Annotated in this window: 25 protein-coding genes; 22 read left to right on the top strand and 3 right to left on the bottom strand. The window is 34.4% G+C overall.

All coding sequences use genetic code 11. From position 1 onward, the window contains the following. Window positions 1–21 precede the first annotated feature (21 nt). Together SPD48_RS15625 and SPD48_RS15620 are read left to right on the top strand one after the other, a co-directional pair. The gene (locus tag SPD48_RS15625; RefSeq protein WP_336259065.1) at window positions 22–864 is read left to right on the top strand and encodes a S1 family peptidase; all 843 of its coding nucleotides are present in this window, start codon (window positions 22–24) and stop codon (window positions 862–864) included. Window position 865: 1 nt separating this feature from the next. Further along, window positions 866–1,558, top strand: a complete 693-nt coding sequence (locus SPD48_RS15620; RefSeq protein ID WP_336259064.1) for a DUF2071 domain-containing protein — start codon at window positions 866–868, stop codon at window positions 1,556–1,558. Window positions 1,559–1,738: 180 nt separating this feature from the next. On the opposite strand, the gene SPD48_RS15615 is transcribed toward SPD48_RS15620, so the two are convergent. Further along, on the bottom strand, window positions 1,739–1,978 hold the full coding sequence (locus tag SPD48_RS15615; RefSeq protein WP_336259063.1) for a YhdB family protein: 240 nt from the start codon (window positions 1,976–1,978) through the stop codon (window positions 1,739–1,741). A gap of 172 nt (window positions 1,979–2,150) precedes the next feature. Here SPD48_RS15615 and SPD48_RS15610 point away from each other — a divergent pair, with 172 nt between their 5' ends. The 12 genes from SPD48_RS15610 (at window position 2,151) to SPD48_RS15555 (ending at window position 12,568) form a co-directional block, all read left to right on the top strand. Next, window positions 2,151–2,924 (top strand): YhcN/YlaJ family sporulation lipoprotein, encoded by a 774-nt coding sequence (locus tag SPD48_RS15610; protein WP_336259062.1) that lies wholly within the window; start codon window positions 2,151–2,153, stop codon window positions 2,922–2,924. A gap of 100 nt (window positions 2,925–3,024) precedes the next feature. Then, a complete protein-coding gene (locus SPD48_RS15605; protein ID WP_336259061.1) occupies window positions 3,025–4,392 on the top strand; it encodes a dipeptidase in 1,368 nt (455 codons plus the stop codon). Window positions 4,393–4,486: 94 nt separating this feature from the next. Next, window positions 4,487–5,902 carry an NAD-dependent succinate-semialdehyde dehydrogenase gene (locus tag SPD48_RS15600; RefSeq protein ID WP_336259199.1) on the top strand — a complete coding sequence of 472 codons (1,416 nt, stop codon included), beginning with the start codon at window positions 4,487–4,489 and terminating at the stop codon, window positions 5,900–5,902. A 65-nt stretch (window positions 5,903–5,967) separates the two neighbouring features. Then, window positions 5,968–6,726 (top strand): (S)-benzoin forming benzil reductase, encoded by a 759-nt coding sequence (locus tag SPD48_RS15595; RefSeq protein WP_336259060.1) that lies wholly within the window; start codon window positions 5,968–5,970, stop codon window positions 6,724–6,726. Between the two features lie 135 nt (window positions 6,727–6,861). Continuing rightward, entirely contained in the window at window positions 6,862–6,975 is a 114-nt protein-coding gene (locus tag SPD48_RS15590; protein WP_336259059.1) for a YjcZ family sporulation protein, read from the top strand. A 137-nt stretch (window positions 6,976–7,112) separates the two neighbouring features. After that, entirely contained in the window at window positions 7,113–7,868 is a 756-nt protein-coding gene (gene map / locus SPD48_RS15585) for a type I methionyl aminopeptidase (RefSeq protein ID WP_336259058.1), read from the top strand. Window positions 7,869–7,889: 21 nt separating this feature from the next. Beyond that, window positions 7,890–8,618, top strand: a complete 729-nt coding sequence (locus SPD48_RS15580; RefSeq protein ID WP_336259057.1) for an AzlC family ABC transporter permease — start codon at window positions 7,890–7,892, stop codon at window positions 8,616–8,618. Further along, window positions 8,615–8,908 (top strand): AzlD domain-containing protein, encoded by a 294-nt coding sequence (locus SPD48_RS15575; protein ID WP_336259056.1) that lies wholly within the window; start codon window positions 8,615–8,617, stop codon window positions 8,906–8,908. The genes SPD48_RS15580 and SPD48_RS15575 overlap by 4 nt, the downstream gene beginning before the upstream one ends. A gap of 98 nt (window positions 8,909–9,006) precedes the next feature. Beyond that, a complete protein-coding gene (locus tag SPD48_RS15570) occupies window positions 9,007–10,215 on the top strand; it encodes an MFS transporter (protein ID WP_336259055.1) in 1,209 nt (402 codons plus the stop codon). A gap of 86 nt (window positions 10,216–10,301) precedes the next feature. After that, the gene (locus SPD48_RS15565; RefSeq protein WP_336259054.1) at window positions 10,302–10,535 is read left to right on the top strand and encodes an IDEAL domain-containing protein; all 234 of its coding nucleotides are present in this window, start codon (window positions 10,302–10,304) and stop codon (window positions 10,533–10,535) included. Between the two features lie 284 nt (window positions 10,536–10,819). Next, on the top strand, window positions 10,820–12,205 hold the full coding sequence (gene fumC / locus SPD48_RS15560) for a class II fumarate hydratase (RefSeq protein WP_336259053.1): 1,386 nt from the start codon (window positions 10,820–10,822) through the stop codon (window positions 12,203–12,205). Between the two features lie 159 nt (window positions 12,206–12,364). Beyond that, window positions 12,365–12,568: an alpha/beta-type small acid-soluble spore protein gene (locus SPD48_RS15555; RefSeq protein ID WP_336259052.1), complete on the top strand. Its 204-nt coding sequence runs from the start codon at window positions 12,365–12,367 to the stop codon at window positions 12,566–12,568. A gap of 156 nt (window positions 12,569–12,724) precedes the next feature. Here SPD48_RS15555 and SPD48_RS15550 read toward each other — a convergent pair whose 3' ends face one another. Then, window positions 12,725–12,910 (bottom strand): YhzD family protein, encoded by a 186-nt coding sequence (locus tag SPD48_RS15550; RefSeq protein WP_336259051.1) that lies wholly within the window; start codon window positions 12,908–12,910, stop codon window positions 12,725–12,727. 155 nt (window positions 12,911–13,065) lie between these two features. Here SPD48_RS15550 and SPD48_RS15545 point away from each other — a divergent pair, with 155 nt between their 5' ends. The 8 genes from SPD48_RS15545 (at window position 13,066) to SPD48_RS15510 (ending at window position 22,800) form a co-directional block, all read left to right on the top strand. Further along, window positions 13,066–13,272: a helix-turn-helix transcriptional regulator gene (locus SPD48_RS15545; protein WP_336259050.1), complete on the top strand. Its 207-nt coding sequence runs from the start codon at window positions 13,066–13,068 to the stop codon at window positions 13,270–13,272. Beyond that, window positions 13,272–13,754, top strand: a complete 483-nt coding sequence (locus SPD48_RS15540; RefSeq protein WP_336259049.1) for a hypothetical protein — start codon at window positions 13,272–13,274, stop codon at window positions 13,752–13,754. Before SPD48_RS15545 ends, SPD48_RS15540 begins: the two co-directional genes overlap by 1 nt. Window positions 13,755–13,767: 13 nt before the next feature. After that, the gene (locus SPD48_RS15535) at window positions 13,768–14,667 is read left to right on the top strand and encodes an ABC transporter ATP-binding protein (protein WP_336259048.1); all 900 of its coding nucleotides are present in this window, start codon (window positions 13,768–13,770) and stop codon (window positions 14,665–14,667) included. After that, window positions 14,660–15,913 carry an ABC transporter permease gene (locus SPD48_RS15530; protein ID WP_336259047.1) on the top strand — a complete coding sequence of 418 codons (1,254 nt, stop codon included), beginning with the start codon at window positions 14,660–14,662 and terminating at the stop codon, window positions 15,911–15,913. Before SPD48_RS15535 ends, SPD48_RS15530 begins: the two co-directional genes overlap by 8 nt. 257 nt (window positions 15,914–16,170) lie before the next feature. Continuing rightward, window positions 16,171–17,385 (top strand): metallophosphoesterase family protein, encoded by a 1,215-nt coding sequence (locus SPD48_RS15525; protein WP_336259046.1) that lies wholly within the window; start codon window positions 16,171–16,173, stop codon window positions 17,383–17,385. Between the two features lies 1 nt (window position 17,386). Next, window positions 17,387–20,296 carry an ATP-binding protein gene (locus SPD48_RS15520; protein WP_336259045.1) on the top strand — a complete coding sequence of 970 codons (2,910 nt, stop codon included), beginning with the start codon at window positions 17,387–17,389 and terminating at the stop codon, window positions 20,294–20,296. Between the two features lie 25 nt (window positions 20,297–20,321). Continuing rightward, entirely contained in the window at window positions 20,322–21,266 is a 945-nt protein-coding gene (gene yhaM, locus SPD48_RS15515; protein ID WP_336259044.1) for a 3'-5' exoribonuclease YhaM, read from the top strand. Window positions 21,267–21,543: 277 nt separating this feature from the next. After that, the gene (locus SPD48_RS15510) at window positions 21,544–22,800 is read left to right on the top strand and encodes an MFS transporter (RefSeq protein ID WP_336259043.1); all 1,257 of its coding nucleotides are present in this window, start codon (window positions 21,544–21,546) and stop codon (window positions 22,798–22,800) included. A gap of 323 nt (window positions 22,801–23,123) precedes the next feature. Here the strand turns inward: SPD48_RS15510 and SPD48_RS15505 are convergent, their stop codons facing one another. Then, window positions 23,124–23,408: a hypothetical protein gene (locus SPD48_RS15505; protein WP_336259042.1), complete on the bottom strand. Its 285-nt coding sequence runs from the start codon at window positions 23,406–23,408 to the stop codon at window positions 23,124–23,126. Window positions 23,409–23,555: the final 147 nt, after the last annotated feature.

Below are 23,555 nucleotides of genomic sequence, written 5' to 3'. Positions count from 1 at the left end.
GCGGGACATTGAGGGGTGTCTATGGATAATCAAAAAGAATACACAAATGACATCATTGATGAAGATTTATATGAAGAATTTGAAGATGAAGAACTATATGAACTTGTAGAAGAAGCTCGGAAAGAGGCCCTTCAACGAATAGAAGAAAGAAAGCAAAATAAAAAACAAAGAACCCCATTTCCTAAATGGATATTCTGGATAATTGCTTTTGCACTTATGTTTAATATTGTCGCTTTATTGCCTCAGACATTTTCTATTCCCGCCGTTGATTTTTTAATTACATCTGCAAAATTATCAACACAGGATAATATTAAAACATATAAAGAAGCTGTTGTTGTAATTGAAACAGATAATTCAAAAGGAACTGGATTTTCTATTAATGAACAAGGAGATATTATAACAAATTATCATGTAATCGAGGGCAATCAAACCGTCACCGTTGCTTTTCCAGAAGATGGCTTGTTTTCAGGGGAAATTGTTGAGACGTATCCTGAAATCGATTTGGCTGTTGTAAGAGTTGACAGCCATGAACAGTTGCCTTATCTTCCATTAGCAGATACCTTCCTTTACGAACCAAAAGAACAAATATATTTTATTGGAAATCCGCTTAAGTTCCAAGGAATTGCTAATAAAGGAAATATAATGGATTATGTCTATGTGAACAGTAAAGACCTACCGATGGTCATGTTAGATGCTCCCGTGTATAAAGGAAATAGCGGAAGTCCAATTATTGATGAAGCTGGAGAAGTTATTGGAGTTATTTTTGCCACGATGGATCATAAAGAAGAAGGACGTGTTGGTTTATTTATTCCGATTGATTATTTTTATGATTACAGGAGCATTAATAAAGAACAGGTGAATTAAAATGCGTATTTCAAAAAGAAAGTATCCATGGATTGGTGAACAAACATGGACAGATACGTTGTTTTTACATTGGCCCGTACCTGTCGATATTATTCGCCAGTATGTTCCTTCATCCTTTGAAATTGATACATTTAAGGGAACGGCTTGGATTAGTATAGTTGTTTTTAATGCAAAAAAAAGTTTGATCCGAGGAATGCCGGCCTTTACATCTTTTCCTACAGTAACCCAAATAAATATGCGTACGTATGTGTATCATCCTGATTGTTCAGAACGGGGTGTGTATTTCATTTCCTTACGTGTCAATAATTTACTGGCCGCTATTGGTGCCCAAAAATTGTTTGGGCTTCCGTTTTACAGAGTTACAAATATATTTAAACAGATAAATTCGACCTTCTTTGTAACTAGTTGGACAGAGGAAATAAATAAATTCTCTTTACAATATACACCCGAAGATATAACAATTAATGACAAGTTAGCACAGTTTTTAACGGAAAGATATTGTATATGGAATATTCACCGCAACCAGATGATTAAAATACCAATTCGTCATTCTCATTGGAATCTGAGGAAAGTGCAAGTAAAAGTCTTAGAAAATAAATTACTACCTTTTACAAATGAATCCAATTTTATTGCGCACTATTGTGGGTACAAACATGCTTTATTGTATCCATATGAAACGTATAATTGGAAATGAAAATTTTACTATCCGATCAAATACATGTAGAGTGATTCGGGGTCGTGCTAAGAGGAATTTCCTTCTGACAAGTGATGCGCGCTAATAAGTCTAAATTGTCTCCCGCGAAATAGTTTAAAAATCCGAACGATAATAGTTCGGATTTTTCTGTAGCTGAAAAATTTTTAAGGCTCTTCAAAATTAAACATGCATTGTATGTGAGTGAATTGTACTACTTACAATTGCATGATCAATATAAAATAATAACTCATCGTGTGTGTCAATGATTTCTTTTTGTTTAGACGAATAATAATAAGCATTCAAAAACAATTGAATTTTCTTTCCTAACATATCATCATTAGTGCGTATCATTAAAGTAAATAGGTCATCCCACCGACCCCATAAAACATAATTTAAAGCATATTCATAATCAGGTAACATATGTTTGCCTCCTTTAAATTGGAGTTATATTGATGGTGTTATTTAGTATTACCCGAAAATAGTGTAACTTCCCTAACCATATGTGGTGCTCTTTCCAATATAAGGTTTAAAGAATAAATCCTCCTTCATGATACATAATAAAATCAAAACAAAAAGGAGGATAAATAAATCAATGAAAGGTAAACTTACTTCTGTAATAATTGCTACTTTTTTAGTTTTAGTAGGCTGTCAAGCAACGAATAACGACCAAGAAGGTCAAGGGATGAATAATACGTTTGAAAGAACTCGAACTACCCATGATAATGGAACTAATAGAGACGGTAACTTGACAGGTAATAATAATTGGACCCAAAATGTTGCTGACCGTAATCGAAACAGTAATAATCGTCCGAGTAATAATACTCAAGATCAATATGACGTTTCTGAAGAAGCAGCAAATCGAATAGTGGAAGAAATGGCAGATATCGATCGTGCATATGTATTAACGACCCGTAATAATGCCTATGTTGCGGCTACACTGAACAAAGATAATACGACACCAAAAGATAATTTAACATACAATGACAGACAGAACAGTTCAGCTGGAATGAATGTTCGTAATGTTAATGATCGAAATGTAAAAGATCGAACTGTAAATGAAGGTGATGCAAACCAACGTAGATCTGACAATCATTCCTCTAATAGACGAGACCAAGTTTCTGATGAAGTTGAAAAGAAACGAGATGTTGAATCAGATGAAGTTACTGATGAAGTAAAAAATCAGATCGCTGATATCGTTCAAGATGTCGATAATAACATCGATAATGTTTATGTATCAACAAGTCCTGACTTTTTTGATTTAACTCATAATTATGTTACAGATATGAATAACGGAAAACCAGTTAGAGGATTTTTTGATCAAATAGGTAACACGATTGAACGTATCTTCCCTCAAAATAAACGATAATTTATTTATGCGAGCGGCATTAAAGTCGCTCGTTTTTTTGTTCGCCTTTTTTTATTATTTAAGATAAAGTATAGATAGGTCAAGAAAGGATGGATACATAATGGTAAAAGGAGTAGTTGAATATTTAACGGACAATCGTGAAGCACTTTTAAAACGTTTACATGAATACTTAACAATACCTAGTATTAGCACGGACAGCGCGTATAAAGAAGATGTAAAAGACGCTGCCCGATTTACATCTGAATATTTAACAGAAATTGGATTTAATAAAGTCGAAATACTTGAAACGAAAGGTCATCCACTTGTGTTTGCAGAATATAACAAAGCAGGAGAAAATGCACCTACTGTGTTATTTTATGGTCATTATGATGTACAACCAGTCGATCCGATAGAAGAATGGGAAAGTGATCCGTTTAACCCAAATATTCGGAATGGTCGGATATACGCACGTGGTGCTAGCGATGACAAAGGACAGGTTTTCATGAATTTAGCAGTATTCGAAGCTTATATGAAAACTAAAGGAAAGCTTCCTATAAATGTAAAGGTTTGTATTGAAGGGGAAGAAGAAATTGGTAGTGAAAACTTATATGATATTCTGATAGACAATAAAGAGAAGTTTTCTGCTGATTTTGTTGTCATTTCAGATTCAGGAATGGTTGCAAAAAATCAACCAACTATTCTATATGGATTAAAAGGTTTTACTGGAATTGAAATTACGGTAAAAGGACCAGATCAAGATTTGCATTCAGGAATATACGGTGGAGCAGTTAGAAATCCAATTATGGCCTTATCACATATTTTAGCTTCAATGAAAAATGATGAAGAAGTAATTACAGTAGAGGGTTTTTATGACAATGTTGAACCTTTAAGTGAAGAAGAAAGGGAGTTAATTAAAAAAGTAAAAGGCGAGAATTACGAAGAGACAACAGGGGTAAAAGAAACGGTGTCTGAAAAAGGATACGATGCAAAAGAACATACAATGGCTAGACCCACGTTTGAAATAAACGGCATATATGGTGGTTATCAAGGAGAAGGAACAAAAACGATTATACCTTCCACAGCAACTGCTAAGATTACATGCCGCTTAGTACCAGGACAAGATCCAAACGAAATTCAACAGATGTTGAAAAATCATATAGAAAAGGTAAAACCTTCCGGGGTTGACGTAGACATTAAGCTTGAAAAATTATCTTCAAAGGCATATATGGTAAAACCTGATCACCCGCTCGTCCAAAAAGCCGCAGCATGCTATAAAAAAGCATTTCAAAAAGAAACTGTTTTTGTAAGGATGGGAGGTTCCATACCTATCGTTGAATGGCTTGATGAGTTATATCATATACCCGTCATTTTATTAGGCTTCGGTACACCAGATGATCGTTTACATTCTCCGAATGAAAGTTTTCCTTTAGATAGTTTTGATAAAGGGATGGAAACACTTGTTTATTATTGGAATGAAGTGGGAATATAATTTGTTAGTAAAGAATCGTAAAGTGTACGAAAAATAAAGTGAAACAGTAGCCTTTATTATAAAATGAAAAGAGGGGTTTGTTTTGGATTATTTAATGTACATTAATGGAAAGAAAATGGGGGAGGATCTGGAGAAAATAGAGATCATGAATCCCGCAACAAATGAGGTTATCGGTAAGGTGCCAAACGGAGGCGAGAAGGAAGCAGAACAGGCGATAAAAGCAGCTTATGAAGCGTTTCTTACTTGGTCTGAGACAACTGCTTATGAACGGGCTGCTTATTTAAAAAGATTAAACAAGTTAATTATTGAACATCAAGAAGAATTGGCTCAGACGATGACGATGGAAATGGGAAAGCCGATAGAGGAATCTAAAGGCGAAGTTGTTTATGGAGCATCCTTTTTAGAGTGGTATGCAGAAGAAGCAAAGCGAGTTTATGGCGAAACGATACCGACACATATTTCAAATAAACGGTTACAAGTATGGAAAAAACCAGTTGGGGTTGTTGCAGCAATAACACCATGGAATTTCCCTCTAGCTATGATTACACGTAAAATCGCTCCCGCCCTTGCTGCTGGATGTACAGTAATTATTAAACCATCCAAAGAAAGCCCACTTACCGCAATTAAGCTAATGGAATTAGTTGAAAAAGCTGGTATCCCTGAAGGTGTGGTTAATCTTGTCACTGGTTCGTCTGCAAAAATTGTTGGACAAATGATGGAGAATGATAAGGTACGCAAGATTACCTTTACCGGATCAACAGAAATAGGAAAATTACTCATCGAACAAAGTGCCAAACAAGTAAAACGTCTATCATTGGAGTTAGGGGGGCATGCTCCTTTTATTATCCTTGATGACGCAAATGTAGAGAAAGCTGTAGATGGTGTGTTGGCATCGAAGTTTAGAAATGGCGGTCAGACATGTGTATGCGCCAATCGAATTTATGTTCAGGCGGGTATTTATGAACAGTTTGTAAACAAATTCAGTGAAAAAGTAAAAGGATTACGAGTCGGGAATAGCCTTCACGAAGAAAAAGTCGATATTGGACCATTGATTAACGAAGATGGGGTAAATAAAGTAGCCCGTCATGTAAAAGATGCTGTTGAAAAAGGGGCATTAATCGTTACAGGAGGGAATAGAATAGAAGGAGAAGGAACATTCTATGAACCGACGGTACTTCGTGATATCGACCCGTCAATGATCATTATGCAAGAAGAGACATTTGGCCCTGTTGCTCCAATTCAAAAAATTGAAACGGACGAAGAAGCTGTAGAATTGGCGAATAGTACCGAATATGGATTAGCTGCTTATGTTTTTACGGAAAGTGTATCTCGGGGCACTAAACTTGTTGAAAAATTAGATTTTGGAATCGTTGGTTGGAATGATGGAGTCCCATCAGCAGCTCAAGCACCCTTCGGTGGAATGAAAGAAAGTGGGATTGGCCGGGAAGGTGGCCATGAAGGAATGGATGCCTTTTTAGAAACACAATATGTTTCAATTGGTCTTTCGTAAGTAGGCTGCACCTTAAAGGGTGCAGTTTAAATTTTTCTGTACATTTCTAAAAAAGGGGGATTTATGTGAAAGTGGCCATTGTAACTGGAGTTTCACGAGGTCTGGGAGAATCTGTTGCCGCTTTTTTACTTGAGTCTGGTATTCATGTATACGGTATATCACGAACTATTAATAAGAAATTACAAGAGATAGCTGCTGATAACAATATACAATATAAACATTTTTACAGTGATCTAGGGAACTTAGATAATATAAATCAAACAATTGAGCGTATTAAAATGGACGTGAACAATAATAAAATAACACAGATGTATGTTGTCAACAATGCGGCCGTGTTAAATCCAATTGAAAAAGCAACATCTACGAATGGGAAAGAGGTAGTCTACCATTACCAAGTGAACGTTATCTCTCCAATGATTATTTTGAATACATTACTTGCTCAATGTAATGAACAAAACATTCCGATTGTTGGGGCTAATGTAACGAGCGGTGCAGCCAACAATCCGATTTACGGTTGGTCCGCATATTGCAGTTCGAAAGCAAGTTTGAATATGTATACAAAGACAGTTGCCTTAGAACAGGAGCAATTAAAAACTGGTAATAAAATTTTCGCATTCAATCCTGGTGTAATGGATACAGAAATGCAGGCTGAGATACGTAAAAGTGATTATGAGCAATTTATTGATGTAGATACGTTTAAAGATTACAAAAAACAAAACTTGTTATCAGAAACAGAAGCAGTCGCCGGAGTGCTTGTCGATATTTTAACGGATGAAGTCAATATACAGAATGGAAAAATATATAACGTATCTGAATACTTTTGAATTAAAAATGTAGGTCAAATTTTCTTTGACTAGTTAATCGCCCTTCCATGCAGGCTAATTATTCATAAACTGTACCATAAGCGATTGGGAATCCCATCGCCAACAAATGTATTTAATATGGGGAGGGGCTTTAATATGAGTGAAAGAGGATACGGAGAAGGCTTCGGCTTTGCATTAATAGTCGTGTTATTTATACTATTAATCATTGTCGGTGCGTTTTATATGGACCGAGGATACGATTATTGCTAAAAAAGCAGAACAAAAGAGGGCATAATAGCTCTCTTTTTTTGTTTTAATGATCTTCTGAAGAGTATTACAATCAACTATGTCATACATTTATGGTACACTTAAAAATGGAATATTACGTTGGGAAGGGAGTACTTTAGGTGATAACTCGAAAAAGTAAGCGTGAAATTACTCAAATGCAAGAAGCGGGAAAGCTGCTTGTTAAAACGCATAAAGAAATTGCGAAAATGATAAAACCTGGTATTACGACAATGGAGATCGATGAATTTGTAGAAGGTTTCTTAAAAAAACATGGTGCAACACCTGAACAAAAAGGATTCCAAGGTTACCCATATGCAACATGTGCATCGATTAATGACGAGATCTGTCATGGTTTTCCGAGAAAAGATCCATTAAAAGATGGAGATATCGTTACAATAGATATGGTTGTTAATTTGAACGGTGGTTTAGCGGATTCGGCATGGTCTTATGCTGTTGGAAATGTAGATGAAAAAGGTAAACGATTAATGGAAGTAACGAAAAAGTCCCTTTACATTGGAATTGAGCAAGCACAAGTAGGAAACCGGATAGGCGATATCGGTCATGCGATTCAAACATATGCAGAAGGAGAAGGTTTTTCAGTTGTTCGAGAGTTTACGGGTCATGGCATTGGACCGACGATTCATGAACCACCACATATTCCTCATTACGGTTTGCCAAATAAAGGAGTCCGTTTAAAAGAAGGTATGGTTATTACGATAGAACCAATGATTAACGAAGGTACTTGGAAAAGTAAAATGGATAAAAATAATTGGACGGCGAGAACTGTAGATAAAGGGCGTTCTGCTCAATATGAGCATACATTAGCAATTACAAAAGATGGACCAATAATTATAACAGAACAAGATGAAGCGTAATTAGCCAGAGGGGGTACTAAAATGACGCAGGCGACGAAGCAAGAAAGCAAAGATCATGCTTTCCATATGTTTCAAAAAGGAATTCAAGTAGGTTTTCCGATTATGCTTGGATATATTCCAATTGCGATTACATATGGAGTATTAGCTGCACAGTCTGGCATGTCAATTATTGATTTAACGTTGATGAGTGCCCTCGTATTTGCCGGAGCAAGTCAATTTATGGGTGTAAATATGATCGCTGCAAGTGCAGGTGCAGTAGAAATCATCATTGCGACATTTGTTTTGAATTTCCGCCACTTTGTAATGAGTTTATCATTTATGAATGAGGTACGGGACAGTGTGTCATTGAAAGGTCGTACAGGATTAGCTTTAACATTGACTGATGAAACATTTGCTGTCTCAGCCCTTAATAAAGACAAAGCAAAACAGAAAAATGCAGTATTCTTTTTTCTAGCGATAAACTTATCCGCCTATTTATCATGGATTTTCGGTTCCTTCCTAGGTGGGCTGCTAGGGGAAATAATCCCTGAGCAGCTAAGCCAAAGTATGGGTGTCGCTTTGTATGCGATGTTTATTGGTCTCTTAGTTCCTTCGGTTAAAAAAGAATTGAGAATTGGATTAATTGCAATTATTGCAATGCTTATAAATGTACTTGCAAGTCAATTCGTAAGTAGTGGTTGGGCAATTGTTTTAGGAACTGTACTTGGCGGACTTACCGGGGTGTTTATCTTAAAGGAGAAGAAACAATGATCTTTTTAATAATTATTGGTATGGCACTTGTAACGATGATTCCAAGAGTTATTCCAGCTTTATTAGTTAATAAATTTCTATTTAAAGATTGGGTCAATCGGTGGCTGCAGGCCATTCCATATGCGGCGCTTGGTGCATTAATTTTTCCTGGAATTTTATCTGTCATTGAGGATGCTCCTCATATTGGATTACTTGGTGGAATCGTAGCGATTGTACTCGCTTATTTTGGTCTCAATATAGTCCTAGTTGTTATCGGTTCGATCGCAACAGTTTTCTTATTAACGATGTAAAAACGAACAACCAGACATTCTGGTTGTTTTTTTATCGCATAAAGTTCATTCCTCAAGTAAATAATAATCGTACTGATTATGTAAAAGGGTGAACCTTTGTGTCCAATGAGCAATCAATTGAAAAAAGATGGGCGATCATTTCGCTTGCATCTGTTCCCCTTATAATGACGTTAGGAAATTCAATGTTAATTCCAATATTGCCTGTAATGGAAAAAAAATTGGATATTTCTTCATTACAGTCGAGCTATATTATTACGGTTTATTCAATCGTTGCAATACTATTTATTCCTATAGCCGGCTATTTATCAGATCGATATGGCAGAAAAATAGTGATAGTTCCAGCACTTATTTTGACTGGAATAGGCGGATTAATTGCAGGTTTTGCAGCATGGAAAATGGAACAGGCGTTTACAGTAATTCTAATAGGGAGAATTTTGCAAGGAATTGGTGCTTCAGGAGCGATGCCGATTGTTCTTCCTTTAGTGGGAGATATGTTCAGAAGAGATAATGAGGCGAGTGCGACACTAGGTATTATTGAAACGTCTAACACAATTGGAAAAGTACTTAGCCCGATTTTAGGTTCAGCATTGGCTGCGATAGTCTGGTTTTTACCGTTTTTCTCGATTCCTGTATTTTGTACGATATCCGTATTGATGATTCTTTTTTTAATTAAGAATAAAAAAGAAAATGACGACAAGCCAATGCCCTTTAAAGAGTATTGGGGACAAATAAAAGATGTTTTCAGGGAACATAAACGTTGGTTAATTGCTATTTTTTTAATTGGCGCCATATTAATGTTTATTTTGTTTGGCTTTCTTTTTTATTTATCTAATACATTAGAAGATAAATTTGATTTTAAAGGAATCAAAAAAGGATTACTATTAGCAATTCCTTTATTGGCATTATCAATCGCATCTTATATTACTGGAAGGAAGATTGCATCCAGACTCCGTCTAATGAAATGGATCACTTTTACCGGAATTGTTTTAGCTGGTTGTTCTGTAGCAGTCATTTCTTTTATGGATCATTTTATTTACCTAATTATCATTTTTTTAGTTTGTGGAATAGGGATTGGCATGGCATTGCCTTGTATGGATTCTTTGATTACAGAGAGTTTAGACAAGAACGTTCGCGGAGCAGTTACTTCCATTTATAGTTCAATGCGTTTTATCGGTGTTGCCGCAGGTCCGCCAGTAATCGCTGTCTTAATGAAGCAAAATATCTTTTGGATGGTAAGTTTATTAACTATATTTGCTTTAGGGGCCGGGTTTTTAGCTTTTCGGAACATTGACCCAGAAAAAGAGTAGATTAAAATTACTTTTTTCTAAATCCTAATTGTTGCAATTATTGAAAAAAATTAGGATAATAGAGTAAAGCTTAGGGGGCATGTTCCATGAAAAAGCAAAAGACGAATTATCGATTTATTCGGTACGATGGTAAAGTGCTTCTAGCTAAAAAGGAAATTCCATTTGAAATGAAGTTGGCAGCAAGATTAATACTTGATGAACTTTGTTATACATGGAATAAGAAGCAGTTGCAAAAACAACTTGATCAGGCATTACTAGATGGAGATGAAAAAGAATTTGCTACAATAAGCAAATTATATCAGCAATTTATTTTGGAATAATAAAATAAAACGTTTATAATAATTCGAATGATGATTCCTAAGAATCTCTTCGGATTTTTCTTTTGCCTTTAAAATTTTACGAATATCATAAGAGCAAAAAAAGGTGGCATGATCATAATACTTTTCATAAGACTTTTTTTACAAAGTAACATCACTCAAGCGTAAAACATTACAGTATAACGTTATTTGTAAGTATGTCATACTGATTTGTATATAAAAAGAAAAATTTTTGTTACAATAGATACGAAACAATTATCACTGGTCCATAGGGAGGAAATAGTAGAATGGATTATCGTATAGAAAAAGATACATTAGGTGAAGTGAAAGTACCTGCAGATAAATTTTGGGGAGCACAAACACAACGTAGTAAACAAAATTTCCCAATCGGGCATGAAACAATGCCTACTGAAATAATAAAAGCATTTGCTATTACGAAAAAAGGCGCAGCAATAGCAAACAGTGACTTAGGTTTAATGGAAGAGAAAAAAGCAGAAGCAATCTCTTATGCTGCTGAACAAATTTTAGAAGGAAAATTGAATAATCATTTTCCTTTAGTAGTATGGCAAACTGGAAGCGGTACTCAATCAAATATGAACGTAAATGAAGTCATTGCACATGTAGGGAATAAATGGTTAAAAGAACAAGAAAGTGATTTAGTATTACACCCGAATGATGATGTAAACAAGTCACAAAGTTCAAATGATACATACCCAACAGCATTACATGTTGCAGCTGTGCTAAAACTAGAAGACACAGTACTTCCTGCTGTTAAAGTACTGAAAGATTCGATCGGTAAGAAAGTTGAAGCGTTTAAAGATATTGTAAAAATTGGCCGTACGCATTTACAGGATGCTACTCCAATTACATTAGGCCAGGAAATGAGTGGCTGGCATCGTATGCTTGAAAAGGCTGAAATAATGATCACTGAAAGTGCAGAACACTTAAAAGATCTTGCAATTGGTGGTACAGCTGTTGGTACAGGTTTAAACGCACACCCAGAGTTTTCTGAACGTGTTTGTAAAGAAATTAGCAAGATTACTGGAAAAGGTTTCCGTTCCGAGCCAGTTAAGTTCCATTCTTTAACGAGTTATGATGAAGCAGTATATGCACACGGAGCATTAAAAGCATTAGCAGCTGATTTAATGAAGATTGCCAATGACGTTCGTTGGCTCGCAAGCGGTCCACGTTCTGGACTTGGTGAAATTATTATCCCTGCAAATGAGCCGGGAAGTTCTATTATGCCAGGTAAAGTGAACCCTACTCAAAGCGAAGCAATGACGATGGTTGTAACTCAAGTAATAGGAAATGATGCAACAATTGCTTTTGCAGCAAGCCAAGGAAACTTTGAACTAAATGTGTTCAAGCCAGTTATCGCGTATAACTTTATCCAGTCAGCACAATTACTTGCAGATAGTATGTTATCTTTTGAAGAACGTTGTGTACGTGGAATTGAGCCAAATCATGAAAAAATTGATAAATTTTTAAATGATTCATTGATGCTTGTAACGGCATTAAACCCTCATATTGGCTATGAAAATGCTGCTAAAATTGCTAAAAAAGCATATGAAGAAAATACAACTCTAAAAGAAGCAGCAGTAGCACTTGATTTATTAACAGAAGAAGAATTCGATAAATACGTTGTACCAGAAGATATGACACATACATTGTAACACAAAAAAACTGTCCCAAAACTATGGGGCAGTTTTTTTGTATACTGCAATCTAATTAAAAAAAACACATATATGGAAACAATTTACCTCTATTACCAAGAAGTTAACCTGATAAGAACAGAAAAATTGCTAACAATACGTAGTAAGGAGGTGACAGAAATGGAAACTAGCCGAAATAATTCAAATCAATTATTAGTTCCTGGAGCTGAACAAGCCCTTAACCAAATGAAAACTGAAATTGCTTCAGAATTTGGTGTACAATTAGGAGCTGACACTACTTCCCGTGCGAATGGTTCAGTAGGTGGAGAAATCACAAAACGTCTTGTCCGTCAAGCGCAGCAACAATTTGGTGGCGGTCAATAATAAAACTAGAGGTAGAGGATGAAGCATACTTATGATGTAGCTTGCTATACCATAAGATTCATCCTCTTTTACCAAAAAAACTTTACTTCCATACCTTACGGATAAAATGAACTAAACATTAGCTTTAGTTCATTTTGTTTTTAAAGAAAAATGTTGTTAGCGATGAAATAATAGCAAACGAGCATCTTCCGTTACACAACGGTGAGTATAGTCACTAAATCCTTTTTCCTCTAATTTTTGCCTTCCAATATTTTTGGCTTCCTCATCATTTGGTGCGCTAAATGATTCATCTAGTAGTTTTTCTCCCGTTTTTGAAAACACAGTAATCACAAAATTTTTCATTTTTCTCTCCTCCAAATGAATGCTTATTCATTATTATTACATAAAAAATGAAAAAAAGATACGAAGATTAAATGTAAAGTTAACTTGACACCAAATAAAAAACCATTTATGATAAATATGTAAAGTTAACTTGACATATACTGTGAGGAGAAAGAATGAAAAATCGCATAAAAGAATACCGAGTTCAGGAAAGTTTAACTCAAGAACAGTTATCCAGGAAGGTTGGTGTCTCGCGTCAGTCTATTGTAGCAATTGAATCGGGAAAATATAACCCTTCATTGGAACTCGCATTTAAAATTGCAAGAGAATTTAATTGCTCTATTGAAGATGTATTTCTTTTTGAGGAAGGAGAGAATAAATAATGGGTATCCAGATTGGTGGCATAATTGGTCTATATGGTGGAATGATCTGTGGTTTATTAGGCTGGTATATCGGAAGAGTAAAAGCTAAAAAACAGAGAGCTCTTGATGAAACCCATAATCATATTTGGCAAAAAGCTAGATCTTATTCTTGGTATGTAACGATTGTAGGCAATTATATTTTATTTTCACTATATTTATTTGGACTTACTTTTAGTGTTGCTGCAGCACTTGGGATTTTAATTTTAATTCAATTAGGAAGCTGGGGAATTATCGGCATGCCCCTAACGGGGTTTATGTATAATGAAAAGGAAATTAAGGTATCTGATCTTTTGATCGGCATTTGCATTATTGTTATTTCTACTCTTTTATTTGTAAGTTTAGCTATAATCATGGACCAGTGGATGTATTTTATTATGACTTTACCTTTCAGTATCGTTGGTTATTTATTTATTCGTAAAAGTTATACAGAAAAAGAAAGTTAAGGGGGTTCTATTATTGTCACTTTCATTATCAAATGTTACAAAAAAATTTGGGGAACATACAGCGGTAAATCAATTAAATTTGGAAATACCGAATCAAGAACTTTTTGGATTCCTAGGTGGTAACGGAGCCGGGAAGACAACTACTTTCCGAATGATTTTAGGCTTAATAGATCAGACAGAAGGTAATATTACATGGAATGGTGAACGAATAAATTATGATCAGAGTCATCTAATTGGGTATTTACCAGAAGAGCGAGGATTGTATCCAAAGTTAAGAGTAAAAGAGCAATTGCTTTATTTAGGTAAATTAAGAGGAATGACAAAACAAGAAGCATTAGTTCAATTAAACAAATGGCTGGAACGATTTCGAGTAGAGTCCTATTTAAATAAACGAGTGGAAGAATTATCAAAAGGAAACCAACAAAAAATCCAGTTTATATCTTCCGTTATTCATCAACCCAAATTATTGATTTTAGACGAACCATTTTCTGGACTTGATCCAATTAATGTAGAAATGATGAAAGATGCTGTATTGGATTTAACGGAAGAAGGAACAACAATCGTGTTTTCATCTCACCAAATGGATGATGTGGAACAAATGTGTGAAAATGTTTGTATTCTGAGAGAAGGAAATGCTGTTGTTAAAGGAAACTTGAAGGATATTAAAAAGACGTTCGGCAGAAAAAACTTACATATAAACGCGGATTTTAATTTAGATTTTATAGAAGAAATGGATGGAGTGTTAAATTATAAAAAATATAATAATGGGTGTAAATTACAAATCGCTAATGAGCAAATATCCCAAACAATTTTAGCCCAAATTCAACAAAAAGGATTTATACGGAAATTTGAGTTAGAAGAACCTTCTTTACACGATATTTTTATTGAAAAAGTAGGTGAACAGTATGAATAAATTTTGGACCGTATTAAGCCATACATATATGACGCGTTTGAAGTCAAAAGCTTTTATAATTACAACATTAATTGTTTTATTATTTATAGTTGCGTTAGCCAACCTTCCGTCCATCATTGATACGTTTACTGGAAAGGACGGGGCAGATCAAATCGCTGTAATTGATGAATCGAATGAACTATTAGAAGTTCTTTCAGAAAGTGTTGCCGAATTAGATGAGTCGATTGATTTAATTCCATTTAAAGGGACAGAAGAGGAAGGGAAAGAAGCAGTACGAGAAGAAGAATTTTCGGGTTTTTTAGTTTTGTATTTAGATGAACAAAAATTGCCGGCCGCGACATATTATGAAAATTCAGCTGTAAGTTCATGGTTAGAAATGATGATTCAACAACAATTACAACAAATAAAAGTAGAAACCGCAATGAAACAAGCAGGAGTGGATGAAGTAACATTTGCAGCAATTCAAGAAGATGTAACCTTTGAAAAAATTGCTCTAGATGAAGCGGCCAAAACAGATGAAGAATTGGATCAGACCCGTGGTATTGTTTACATTATGTTATTTGTATTATACATGGCAGTCGTGGTTTATGGACAAATGATTGCAACAGATGTGGCGACAGAAAAGTCTTCTCGGGTGATGGAGATACTGATTTCTAGTGCTTCACCAGTTACGCATATGTTTGCAAAAATTATCGGTATAGCCTTACTTGGTTTAACCCAAATCGTCTTAATTTTTATTGTAGGATATAATTTAATTCTAACAAAATCACAAGAATTTACAGGGGATTTCTTTGAAGTATTTGGCTTTGATACAATTTCGTTAAACATTTATTTCTATGCAATTTTATTTTTTATTTTAGGATATTTATTATATGCTACAATCGCAGCAATGCTTGGCTCATTAGTTAGTCGGGTGGAAGATGTCCAATATTTATTAATGCCTATGATATTTTTAGTCATGATCGCATTTTTTATAGCAATTTTCGGATTAGGGATGCCAGAGGCTAAGTTTATTACAATCACTTCCTTTATTCCATTTTTCTCACCAATGATCATGTTTTTACGAGTCGGTATGTTAGACGTTCCTGTGTGGCAAGTAATTACATCGATCGGATTATTAGTAATGACAATCGTTCTATTAGCGATTCTTGGGGCACGAATTTATAAAGGGGGAGTACTCATGTATGGTGCATCTCGTTCTTTAAAAGACTTTAAAAAAGCATTTATGTTATCTAAAAAGAATTAAACATTGATTCTCTTGCTTGATAAAAAATTTTAGTATAGTAAAACTTTAAAAATATCGTAATTATACATACGATTTCGTAGGTTGACCTGCAGAAATCCGTTTCATAATTAGAAGTAGAAGACTTCGTAATGAAACGGATTTTTTTTGTTTTAATGGGAGTTATTAAACAAATGGAAACACTTGCTCTCATATTAGGTTCATGATATGATACGTTTTAACTAGTACTTAATAAAAGAGAGATAAATTGGTGATCAAGAATGACAAATTCAATATCCTTTATCCATGCAGCGGATCTACATTTAGACAGTCCGTATAAAGGCCTTACTCATATCCCTAAAACAATTTTTCAAGATATTAGAGAAAGTACATTTAAAGCATTAGATAATCTTGTATCAACTGCGATTAAAAAACAAGTAGATTTTGTTTTATTAGCCGGAGATCTTTTTGATAATGAAAATCAAAGTTTAAAGGCACAAGTTTACCTGCGAGAAGCATTTGAAAGGTTAGAGTCTCACCATATTCATGTATATCTATCTTACGGAAATCATGATTTTATTAATGGAAACATTCATCCAATAGACTATCCCGAAAACGTACATATCTTCCTAAATGAAAATGTTACCTCCTTTACCTATGAAAAAGATAAAAAGAAATTGGCCTCTATTTATGGTTTTAGTTACGAAAATCGCTCCCTTACCAAAAATATGTCTATTGAATTTAATGTAAAAGATACATCTATTCCTTTCCATATAGCAATGATGCATGGAACGGTGAATGGAAATAAAGAGCATGATCCTTATGCTCCTTTTAATCTTAGTGATTTACAAGCGAAAGATTTTGACTATTGGGCGCTTGGCCATATTCATAAACGGGAACAGTTATCCGAGTTTCCATCGATTATTTATCCTGGTAATATACAAGGAAGGCATCGTAATGAAGCTGGAGAAAAAGGATGTTATTATGTTCGATTATCCTCTGCGAAAACTGATTTAGAATTTATCCCTTTACACTCTGTCTTATTTCAAGAAACGAGGATAGATATATCAAATTGCGATACGATTTATCAAATGGAAGAAAAGTTGAGAGAAACGTTTCAGAATAACTCTTGTAAACAACTTATTCATTTAACGCTTTATAGTAAAACGAATGAAATTTTAAATTTTGAAACTGACGGAATGATAAAAGAACTGATCGATGTGATAAATGAGACAATGATCATTGAGAAGCCTTGGAGTTATATATATGCGTATCGGATCGATACGGATAATTTATCCCATTTTAATTATGATGATTTTTTTATAGGGGAGATTATACAATCATTGGACAATCTATCTGTTTCCGAAACGATAACCGATTTATATAAGCATCCCGTAGCGAGAAAATTCCTTGAAAATTTATCTACTGAAGATATACAAGAGGCAGCAAAACAGTTTCTTATCCATGAGCTGTTAAAGGTTAAAGAAGGTGATTGATTTGAAATTTGTTCGAGCTGAAATATATGGGTTTGGTAAATGGGTAGATGCTACGTTTGATTTTACCAATGGGTTGTTAGCCAGTTTTTATGGTGAGAATGAAGCGGGTAAATCAACGTTACAGCAATTTATTTTATATATGCTATTTGGATTACCACCAAGAAAACGTAATTTTTATCAACCAAAAAATAGTAATCGAGTAGGTGGTACATTAACAGTTATAGATGAACAAATTGGTCAGTACACTATTGAGCGTGTTGGAGATCATGTTACCTGTCTGCTTGCGAATGGAAAGACATATGATGAATTGTGGTTAGACGAGCAATTAAAAGGGATGAGCCGAGAAGTATATACGTCTATCTATGCTTTTTCAGCAAATGATCTTACTGATATACGAAAAATGAAACGGAATCAGTTAAGTGATGTGTTATTTAGTGTCGGCTTAACCGGTGCAACAGCTATATACGACGTAGAGAAAAAACTTGATAATAAATTAGCAGGCCTATTTAAAAAAGCTGGTCGTAATCCAGTAATTAATAAGCAAATTAAATTAGTTCAAGAAAAACATCAACAACTACAAATATATAAAGAAAATGAAGCAAAATATCGAGATCAAAAAGCTTTACAGGAGCAGTTGGAAAAATCAATTGTAAAAGAGAAAACAACTTTAACCGAATTACAGGCGGAACTTTATCAGAATGAAAAAGTTCAACATATGATTCCAATGATTCTTGATTACCAGACAAGTAAACGATCATTACAAACATATCCGACAGATATTCCATTTCCAGAGGATGGGATAGATCGATTTCAAGCTTTAAAAAATAATATGATCCCTTTAAAAAGTGAATGGGAAATTTTTCAGAAAAATATTGAGCAATATATAGAAAAACGTACGATGTTGAAAAAAGAAATTTATGCTCCTAGCATTTATAAAGTTGCACAATCAATTGTTGCGCAAAAACAAGAGGATGAAAATAATAAACTGCAACTTATCGAGAAAGAAAAAATGCTGGATAAAATGAATAACACGATTAAGGATCAACTTGTCCCTTTAAATTTGGAAGAAAAAGAGGTTCAAGAAACAGTTCTTCCTTTTCATATCGAAGCAAATTGGCAAGAAATTAGGGATTTAAATATTCAATTGCAGCAAGAAAGTGAACATTTAGCAGAGGAGATTCAATATTTATCTGTAGAATTAAATAAAATTAAGGAAGAAAAAAATGAAATCAGCAGCTTTCTATTACCAGAACAGGAAGTGACTGAGTATCAAATAAAGATAAATCAGTATGACTACTATCAAACAACAAACCATACTGAAATGAATCAAAAACAACGAGTTGAGGATTGGAAGCAAAGACAGAGTCGACTAGCATCCGGCACGTTATTGGGAACAAGCATCATTGGTATTGCATCCGTTTTAGCCGGATTCTTTATGGACAACTATATGTGGTTTGGGCTAGCTATCGTGATTGTTTTAGTAGGTTTTTTACAAGTTTCATTTATTAAACAGACAATTAGAGAAGCGAAAAATGACACGGGGAGACAGGCTTCTCCTCAGCCAATTTCGCAGGCAGAACGGGTACACTTAGAAAGTAAACTTAATCTGCATCATCAATATTTAGCTGATGTTCGAACATTAGAAAATGAAGAAAAACGGTTAGAATTACAAAAGATTCAATGGGAAGAAAAGAAACGGATGTTTGATCAAAAGGAAAGTCAGTGGGAAGACCGTCTAAAAACAGAACAGTATCAATATCCTTTTTTAAAACAGGTGGAACCAGATCATTGGTTAGATTTACTTAATAAAGTGAAAGAAATTAAACATCTATTACGCGACAAACAAGAATTAATTGAAGAAATAAACATATTAAAAGAAGCACGTTCCTTATTGGAAGAGAAAATGAGACATTTCGCAACAGATATAGAGTGGGAAGAAGCTTCTATTACGATGAAAGATATCGAAAAATTGTTAGATAAAGAAAAACAAATACATCAATCGCTTGAACAGTATGAGCGTTTATTAGAAGAAACAGAAGAAAAGCAACAGGAAGTAGAAATGAAAATGGCCTCATACGAGAAAGAGATTTTAGGATTATTATCAATTGCTCGTGTAAAAGATGAAGAAGAATATTTTAAAAACGCTAGAGAAATAGAAGATAAAGCTAAACTAATGAATCGTGTAAACGACCTTGAACAGCAATTAACTCCCCTTCGTAAAAGCGGCCAATCATTCCATCATTTTTTAGAAGGCATAAACCAAGAAGAAATCGATAGAAAGGTCACTAGTTTAAAAGAAGAAATAAATGATTGTCAAACTACTATATCTGATTTGAATAAGCAATTAGCTGCTGTTGAAATGATGATTAAACAGATGGAAAAGTCAGAGAATAACTCTAAAGCAGCCTTTACTTATCAAATGGAGAAAGACAAATTAAATAAACTCGCAGAAGAATGGGCTATTTCCCAAATTGCACAAACTGCTTTAATGAAAGCAAAAGATTCCTATCAGAAAAAACACTTAACTGAAGTCATTAGATTAACATCAGAGTTTTTTTGTACATTAACCAATGGAAAGTATGAAAAAGTACATGCTCCAACCGGTTCAAAACTATTTCAAGTAGAAGCAAATAATTATATACGTTATACTGTAGATGAGTTGTCGCAAGGAACAATAGATCAATTGTATGTTTCTTTAAGATTGGCAATTAGTAAGGTAATGAGCGATAAATATGTAATTCCGCTCATGATAGATGATGCATTTGTTAATTTTGATGATCAACGGACGGATCAAATCATTAAAATTATTAAAGCATTTGCAAAGGAACAGCAAATTTTATTCTTTACTTGTAAACAAGAGATTGCTAGGAAATTAGAAGCAGAGTATATTCGATCAGATTTGAAAGTATAACAACTTAGGAACAAGGGGGATCCTCATGCAAAAAGGGATAGGTAATCATGCGGTTGGCGATACATTTGAAGGGTTTATGCTCATAAAAGAAGCCAAAAAGGGTACGGCGAGTAATGGAAAGCCATTTTTAACCTTGTATTTTGTTGACTCAAGTGGGGAAATAGATGCTAAGTTATGGGATGCATCAAAAGAAGATGAGGAAATTTTTACTGAAGAAAAAGTTGTGAAATTAGTTGGAGATATTCATGAATTTCGAGGGAAAGCACAAATGAGAATTAAATCAATCCGACCTGCTCAAGTGACGGATGGAGTCAGAGTTTCTGATTTTCTTGAAAAGTCTCCAGTTGATAAAGATATTTTGCAAGAACAGATGATGGAAGCCATTTTTGAAATGAAGAATCCAAATATTCAACGAATTGTTCGGGCATTTATCAAAAAGTACAATGAAGATTTATTTATATATCCTGCTGCTTCCAGAAATCATCATGCTTATGTTTCTGGGTTAGCACACCATATTGTCAGCATGTTAAAAATAGGTAGACAGCTTTGCGATATTTATCCAGAGCTAAATAAAGATTTACTGTACGCCGGGATCATTTTGCATGATATCGGAAAACTTCATGAATTATCTGGAGTAGTGTCAACATCTTATACATTAGAAGGAAAACTATTAGGACATATCTCATTAATGGTCACAGAAATAAAAGAAGTAGCAGATGAACTAAAAATTGAGGGAGAAGAAGTTATTATCCTTCAGCATTTAGTTTTAAGTCATCACGGAAAAGCTGAATGGGGAAGCGCAAAACCGCCATTAGTCCGTGAAGCAGAAATCCTTCATTTCATTGATGTGATCGATGCTAAAATGAATATGTTAAATCGTGCATTAGAAAAAACTAACCCGGGAGAATTTACCGAGCGTTTATTTGCGCTTGATCAACGATCATTTTATAAGCCGTTATTTGAGGAGTAATTTATTCTGTAACTTCTCATTTTGCTTTTTTCTGAATTCTCAATTCACCAATAAATCAAAGACTCCTCTGCCAAGATGGTAGAGGAGTTTGCTTTAGTACTATCAAATAAGAGACCATACGTTCGATTTCTGGGACATCTAAATAAAATGCCTGTTGGTTAGTTTCTATAATTATAGTATAAATCAATTTTAAATATAAGTCTATATTTTTCTGAAAATTTATATTATTGTTATAGTTACTTGGCCAAGGAATACAATCGAAAGGGTTTGACTTTTATTGAAGTGGCTTTCATGGGATACTAATTTGAAAACAAGGTTAATTGGTGAAACACTCTTTAATATGTTTTTTTGGATGTACTTTCCATTTTTAACTATATATTTTAGTGCTACACTGGGGGTGGTTGAGGCAGGTATTATGATGACTACTCCGTCAATAATTAGTATATTTGGAGGCATGGTCGGAGGCTATATAACCGATCAATTCGGAAGGAGAAAGATAATGCTAATAGGGTCATTTATGCAGGCTGCTTTTTTTGCCCTGTTTGCTTCATCTTTTTCTCCTTGGTTAGATTATGTAGCTTTCATTGGGATTAGCCTTGGGAAGTCCTTTTATAGACCAGCTAGTTCTGCAATGGTAGCTGACCTAGTACCAGATGAAAATAGACGTAGTGTTTTTGCAACCTTTGCTTCGGCCAATAATCTAGGAGCAGTTTTTGGGCCAATTATAGGAGCCGTTTTGTTTTTCCAATATCGTAGTGAACTACTATGGACTTGTACAGTAGTTACTTTACTGTATTCTTTTGCAATCTTGTTTATAATTAGAGAAACCACGCCGAATCGGGAAAGAGAAGAGGAACAAAGCGAGAGCTTATTTTTAATTGTAAAAAAACAATTTGTTAATTATTATGTGATTTTGAAAGATAAAGTGTTCCTTCTTTTTATACTCGGAGGAATTTTTATAACGGTTTCCATTATGCAATTAGATTTGTATTTAGCCCTCTATGTACGAAATTTCGTACCTGCTCAGGAGTTGTTTTCAACAGGAGAATGGTCAGTCTCGTTAAGCAGTGAGGAAATATTTGGTTGGATGATTGGATTAAATGGTTTACTGTTTGTGTTATTAATAATTCCAGTAACCAAAATCTTTGAGAGATGGAGTGATAGGAATTCACTGATACTTGCTGCTTTTCTATCTGGATTTGGAATGTTTTTAGTAGGATTCACGAAAAGTGCATGGGTCCTATTTGGAATTATCATCATACTGACAATAGGTGAGATAATTCATGGTCCAGTGGTACAAAACTTTGTCAGCAAGTATGCCCCTGTAAATTCTAGAGGCCAATATTTGGGTGCATCCGATATACAGTATTCAATAGGGAGGTTTATCGCACCAGTTACAGTTATATTTTCTGTTTCATTTTCTTCGGTCGTTATATTTGGCTTTATAATGCTTTGTGCTTTGATAAGCGCATTTATTTATTTTCAGATGTTTAGAATATTACCTAAAACTGATTTAAAAAAATTAAGTTATTAAATGCTTTATTATAGATTTTAACTAACGTGCTTGATCTACCGATCACGGAAGAAATTATAAAAACACCCATATAAAGAAAAGGAAGTACTATTTCAAGTGCTTGTGCAAGAGAAAAATGATCGTTTCGTACGAACAAAGCAAAATCATGCGGTTAATTTTCTTCAAAAAAAGCTTTGAAAGAACTCCAAGAGGAAGTATTACTAGATTCTGCGAGACAAAAATTAGCGCATCTAAAACAGTTGAACTGCATGAATTAAATCTTCCCTACAAATCCTTTAAAGAAAGGATGGCTTACCCTTATGGATACCATCCTTCTATCTGAATTATATCTCATTATTTTGATTGTTATTTCCTATTTGTTGTTGTAAATTTTGGGGAGCAGTCCCTGCTTGCAACGGAGTTGATATTTGTTGATTATTTTGGTTGCCTGTCATATTTTGTAATGACTTCGTTAATTGTTGAACTTGTGGATTGTTCAGCGCATTAGAAACGGTTTGGGGCAAACGCTTAAATGTTCCGTTTTGAACCCCCCTCGTAATACCATAGATAGCCGCACCAGCCGCACCGATAGTTATTAGTGAAGTTAACATACCTCTTTGGTTATTCATAATAAAGTATCATCCTTTTATTGATATAATTTGTTCAAAAATTCTTATTTGAATCATGATTAGTTTTTACCAACCCACTAAAAATATACTGTTAACTGTTTTTTGGTTTATTCAATACACATTAGGGGAGATGACTAGCCAGATTTA

The organism is Pseudogracilibacillus sp. SE30717A (genome assembly GCF_037071985.1).
Lineage (GTDB): Bacteria > Bacillota > Bacilli > Bacillales > Amphibacillaceae > Pseudogracilibacillus.
Note: the sequence above shows the minus strand (reverse complement) of the source record. Positions and strands in the feature narration are given on the sequence as shown.

Bases quoted from the DNA above. Each gene is read 5' to 3' on its own strand.
- SPD48_RS15625 (WP_336259065.1), top strand. From the start codon at position 22: ATGGATAATCAAAAAGAATACACAAATGACATCATTGATGAAGATTTA.
- SPD48_RS15620 (WP_336259064.1), top strand. From the start codon at position 866: ATGCGTATTTCAAAAAGAAAGTATCCATGGATTGGTGAACAAACATGG.
- SPD48_RS15615 (WP_336259063.1), bottom strand. From the start codon at position 1,978: ATGTTACCTGATTATGAATATGCTTTAAATTATGTTTTATGGGGTCGG.
- SPD48_RS15610 (WP_336259062.1), top strand. From the start codon at position 2,151: ATGAAAGGTAAACTTACTTCTGTAATAATTGCTACTTTTTTAGTTTTA.
- SPD48_RS15605 (WP_336259061.1), top strand. From the start codon at position 3,025: ATGGTAAAAGGAGTAGTTGAATATTTAACGGACAATCGTGAAGCACTT.
- SPD48_RS15600 (WP_336259199.1), top strand. From the start codon at position 4,487: ATGTACATTAATGGAAAGAAAATGGGGGAGGATCTGGAGAAAATAGAG.
- SPD48_RS15590 (WP_336259059.1), top strand. From the start codon at position 6,862: ATGAGTGAAAGAGGATACGGAGAAGGCTTCGGCTTTGCATTAATAGTC.
- SPD48_RS15580 (WP_336259057.1), top strand. From the start codon at position 7,890: ATGACGCAGGCGACGAAGCAAGAAAGCAAAGATCATGCTTTCCATATG.
- SPD48_RS15575 (WP_336259056.1), top strand. From the start codon at position 8,615: ATGATCTTTTTAATAATTATTGGTATGGCACTTGTAACGATGATTCCA.
- SPD48_RS15565 (WP_336259054.1), top strand. From the start codon at position 10,302: ATGAAAAAGCAAAAGACGAATTATCGATTTATTCGGTACGATGGTAAA.
- fumC (WP_336259053.1), top strand. From the start codon at position 10,820: ATGGATTATCGTATAGAAAAAGATACATTAGGTGAAGTGAAAGTACCT.
- SPD48_RS15555 (WP_336259052.1), top strand. From the start codon at position 12,365: ATGGAAACTAGCCGAAATAATTCAAATCAATTATTAGTTCCTGGAGCT.
- SPD48_RS15550 (WP_336259051.1), bottom strand. From the start codon at position 12,910: ATGAAAAATTTTGTGATTACTGTGTTTTCAAAAACGGGAGAAAAACTA.
- SPD48_RS15545 (WP_336259050.1), top strand. From the start codon at position 13,066: ATGAAAAATCGCATAAAAGAATACCGAGTTCAGGAAAGTTTAACTCAA.
- SPD48_RS15540 (WP_336259049.1), top strand. From the start codon at position 13,272: ATGGGTATCCAGATTGGTGGCATAATTGGTCTATATGGTGGAATGATC.
- SPD48_RS15530 (WP_336259047.1), top strand. From the start codon at position 14,660: ATGAATAAATTTTGGACCGTATTAAGCCATACATATATGACGCGTTTG.
- SPD48_RS15525 (WP_336259046.1), top strand. From the start codon at position 16,171: ATGACAAATTCAATATCCTTTATCCATGCAGCGGATCTACATTTAGAC.
- yhaM (WP_336259044.1), top strand. From the start codon at position 20,322: ATGCAAAAAGGGATAGGTAATCATGCGGTTGGCGATACATTTGAAGGG.
- SPD48_RS15505 (WP_336259042.1), bottom strand. From the start codon at position 23,408: ATGAATAACCAAAGAGGTATGTTAACTTCACTAATAACTATCGGTGCG.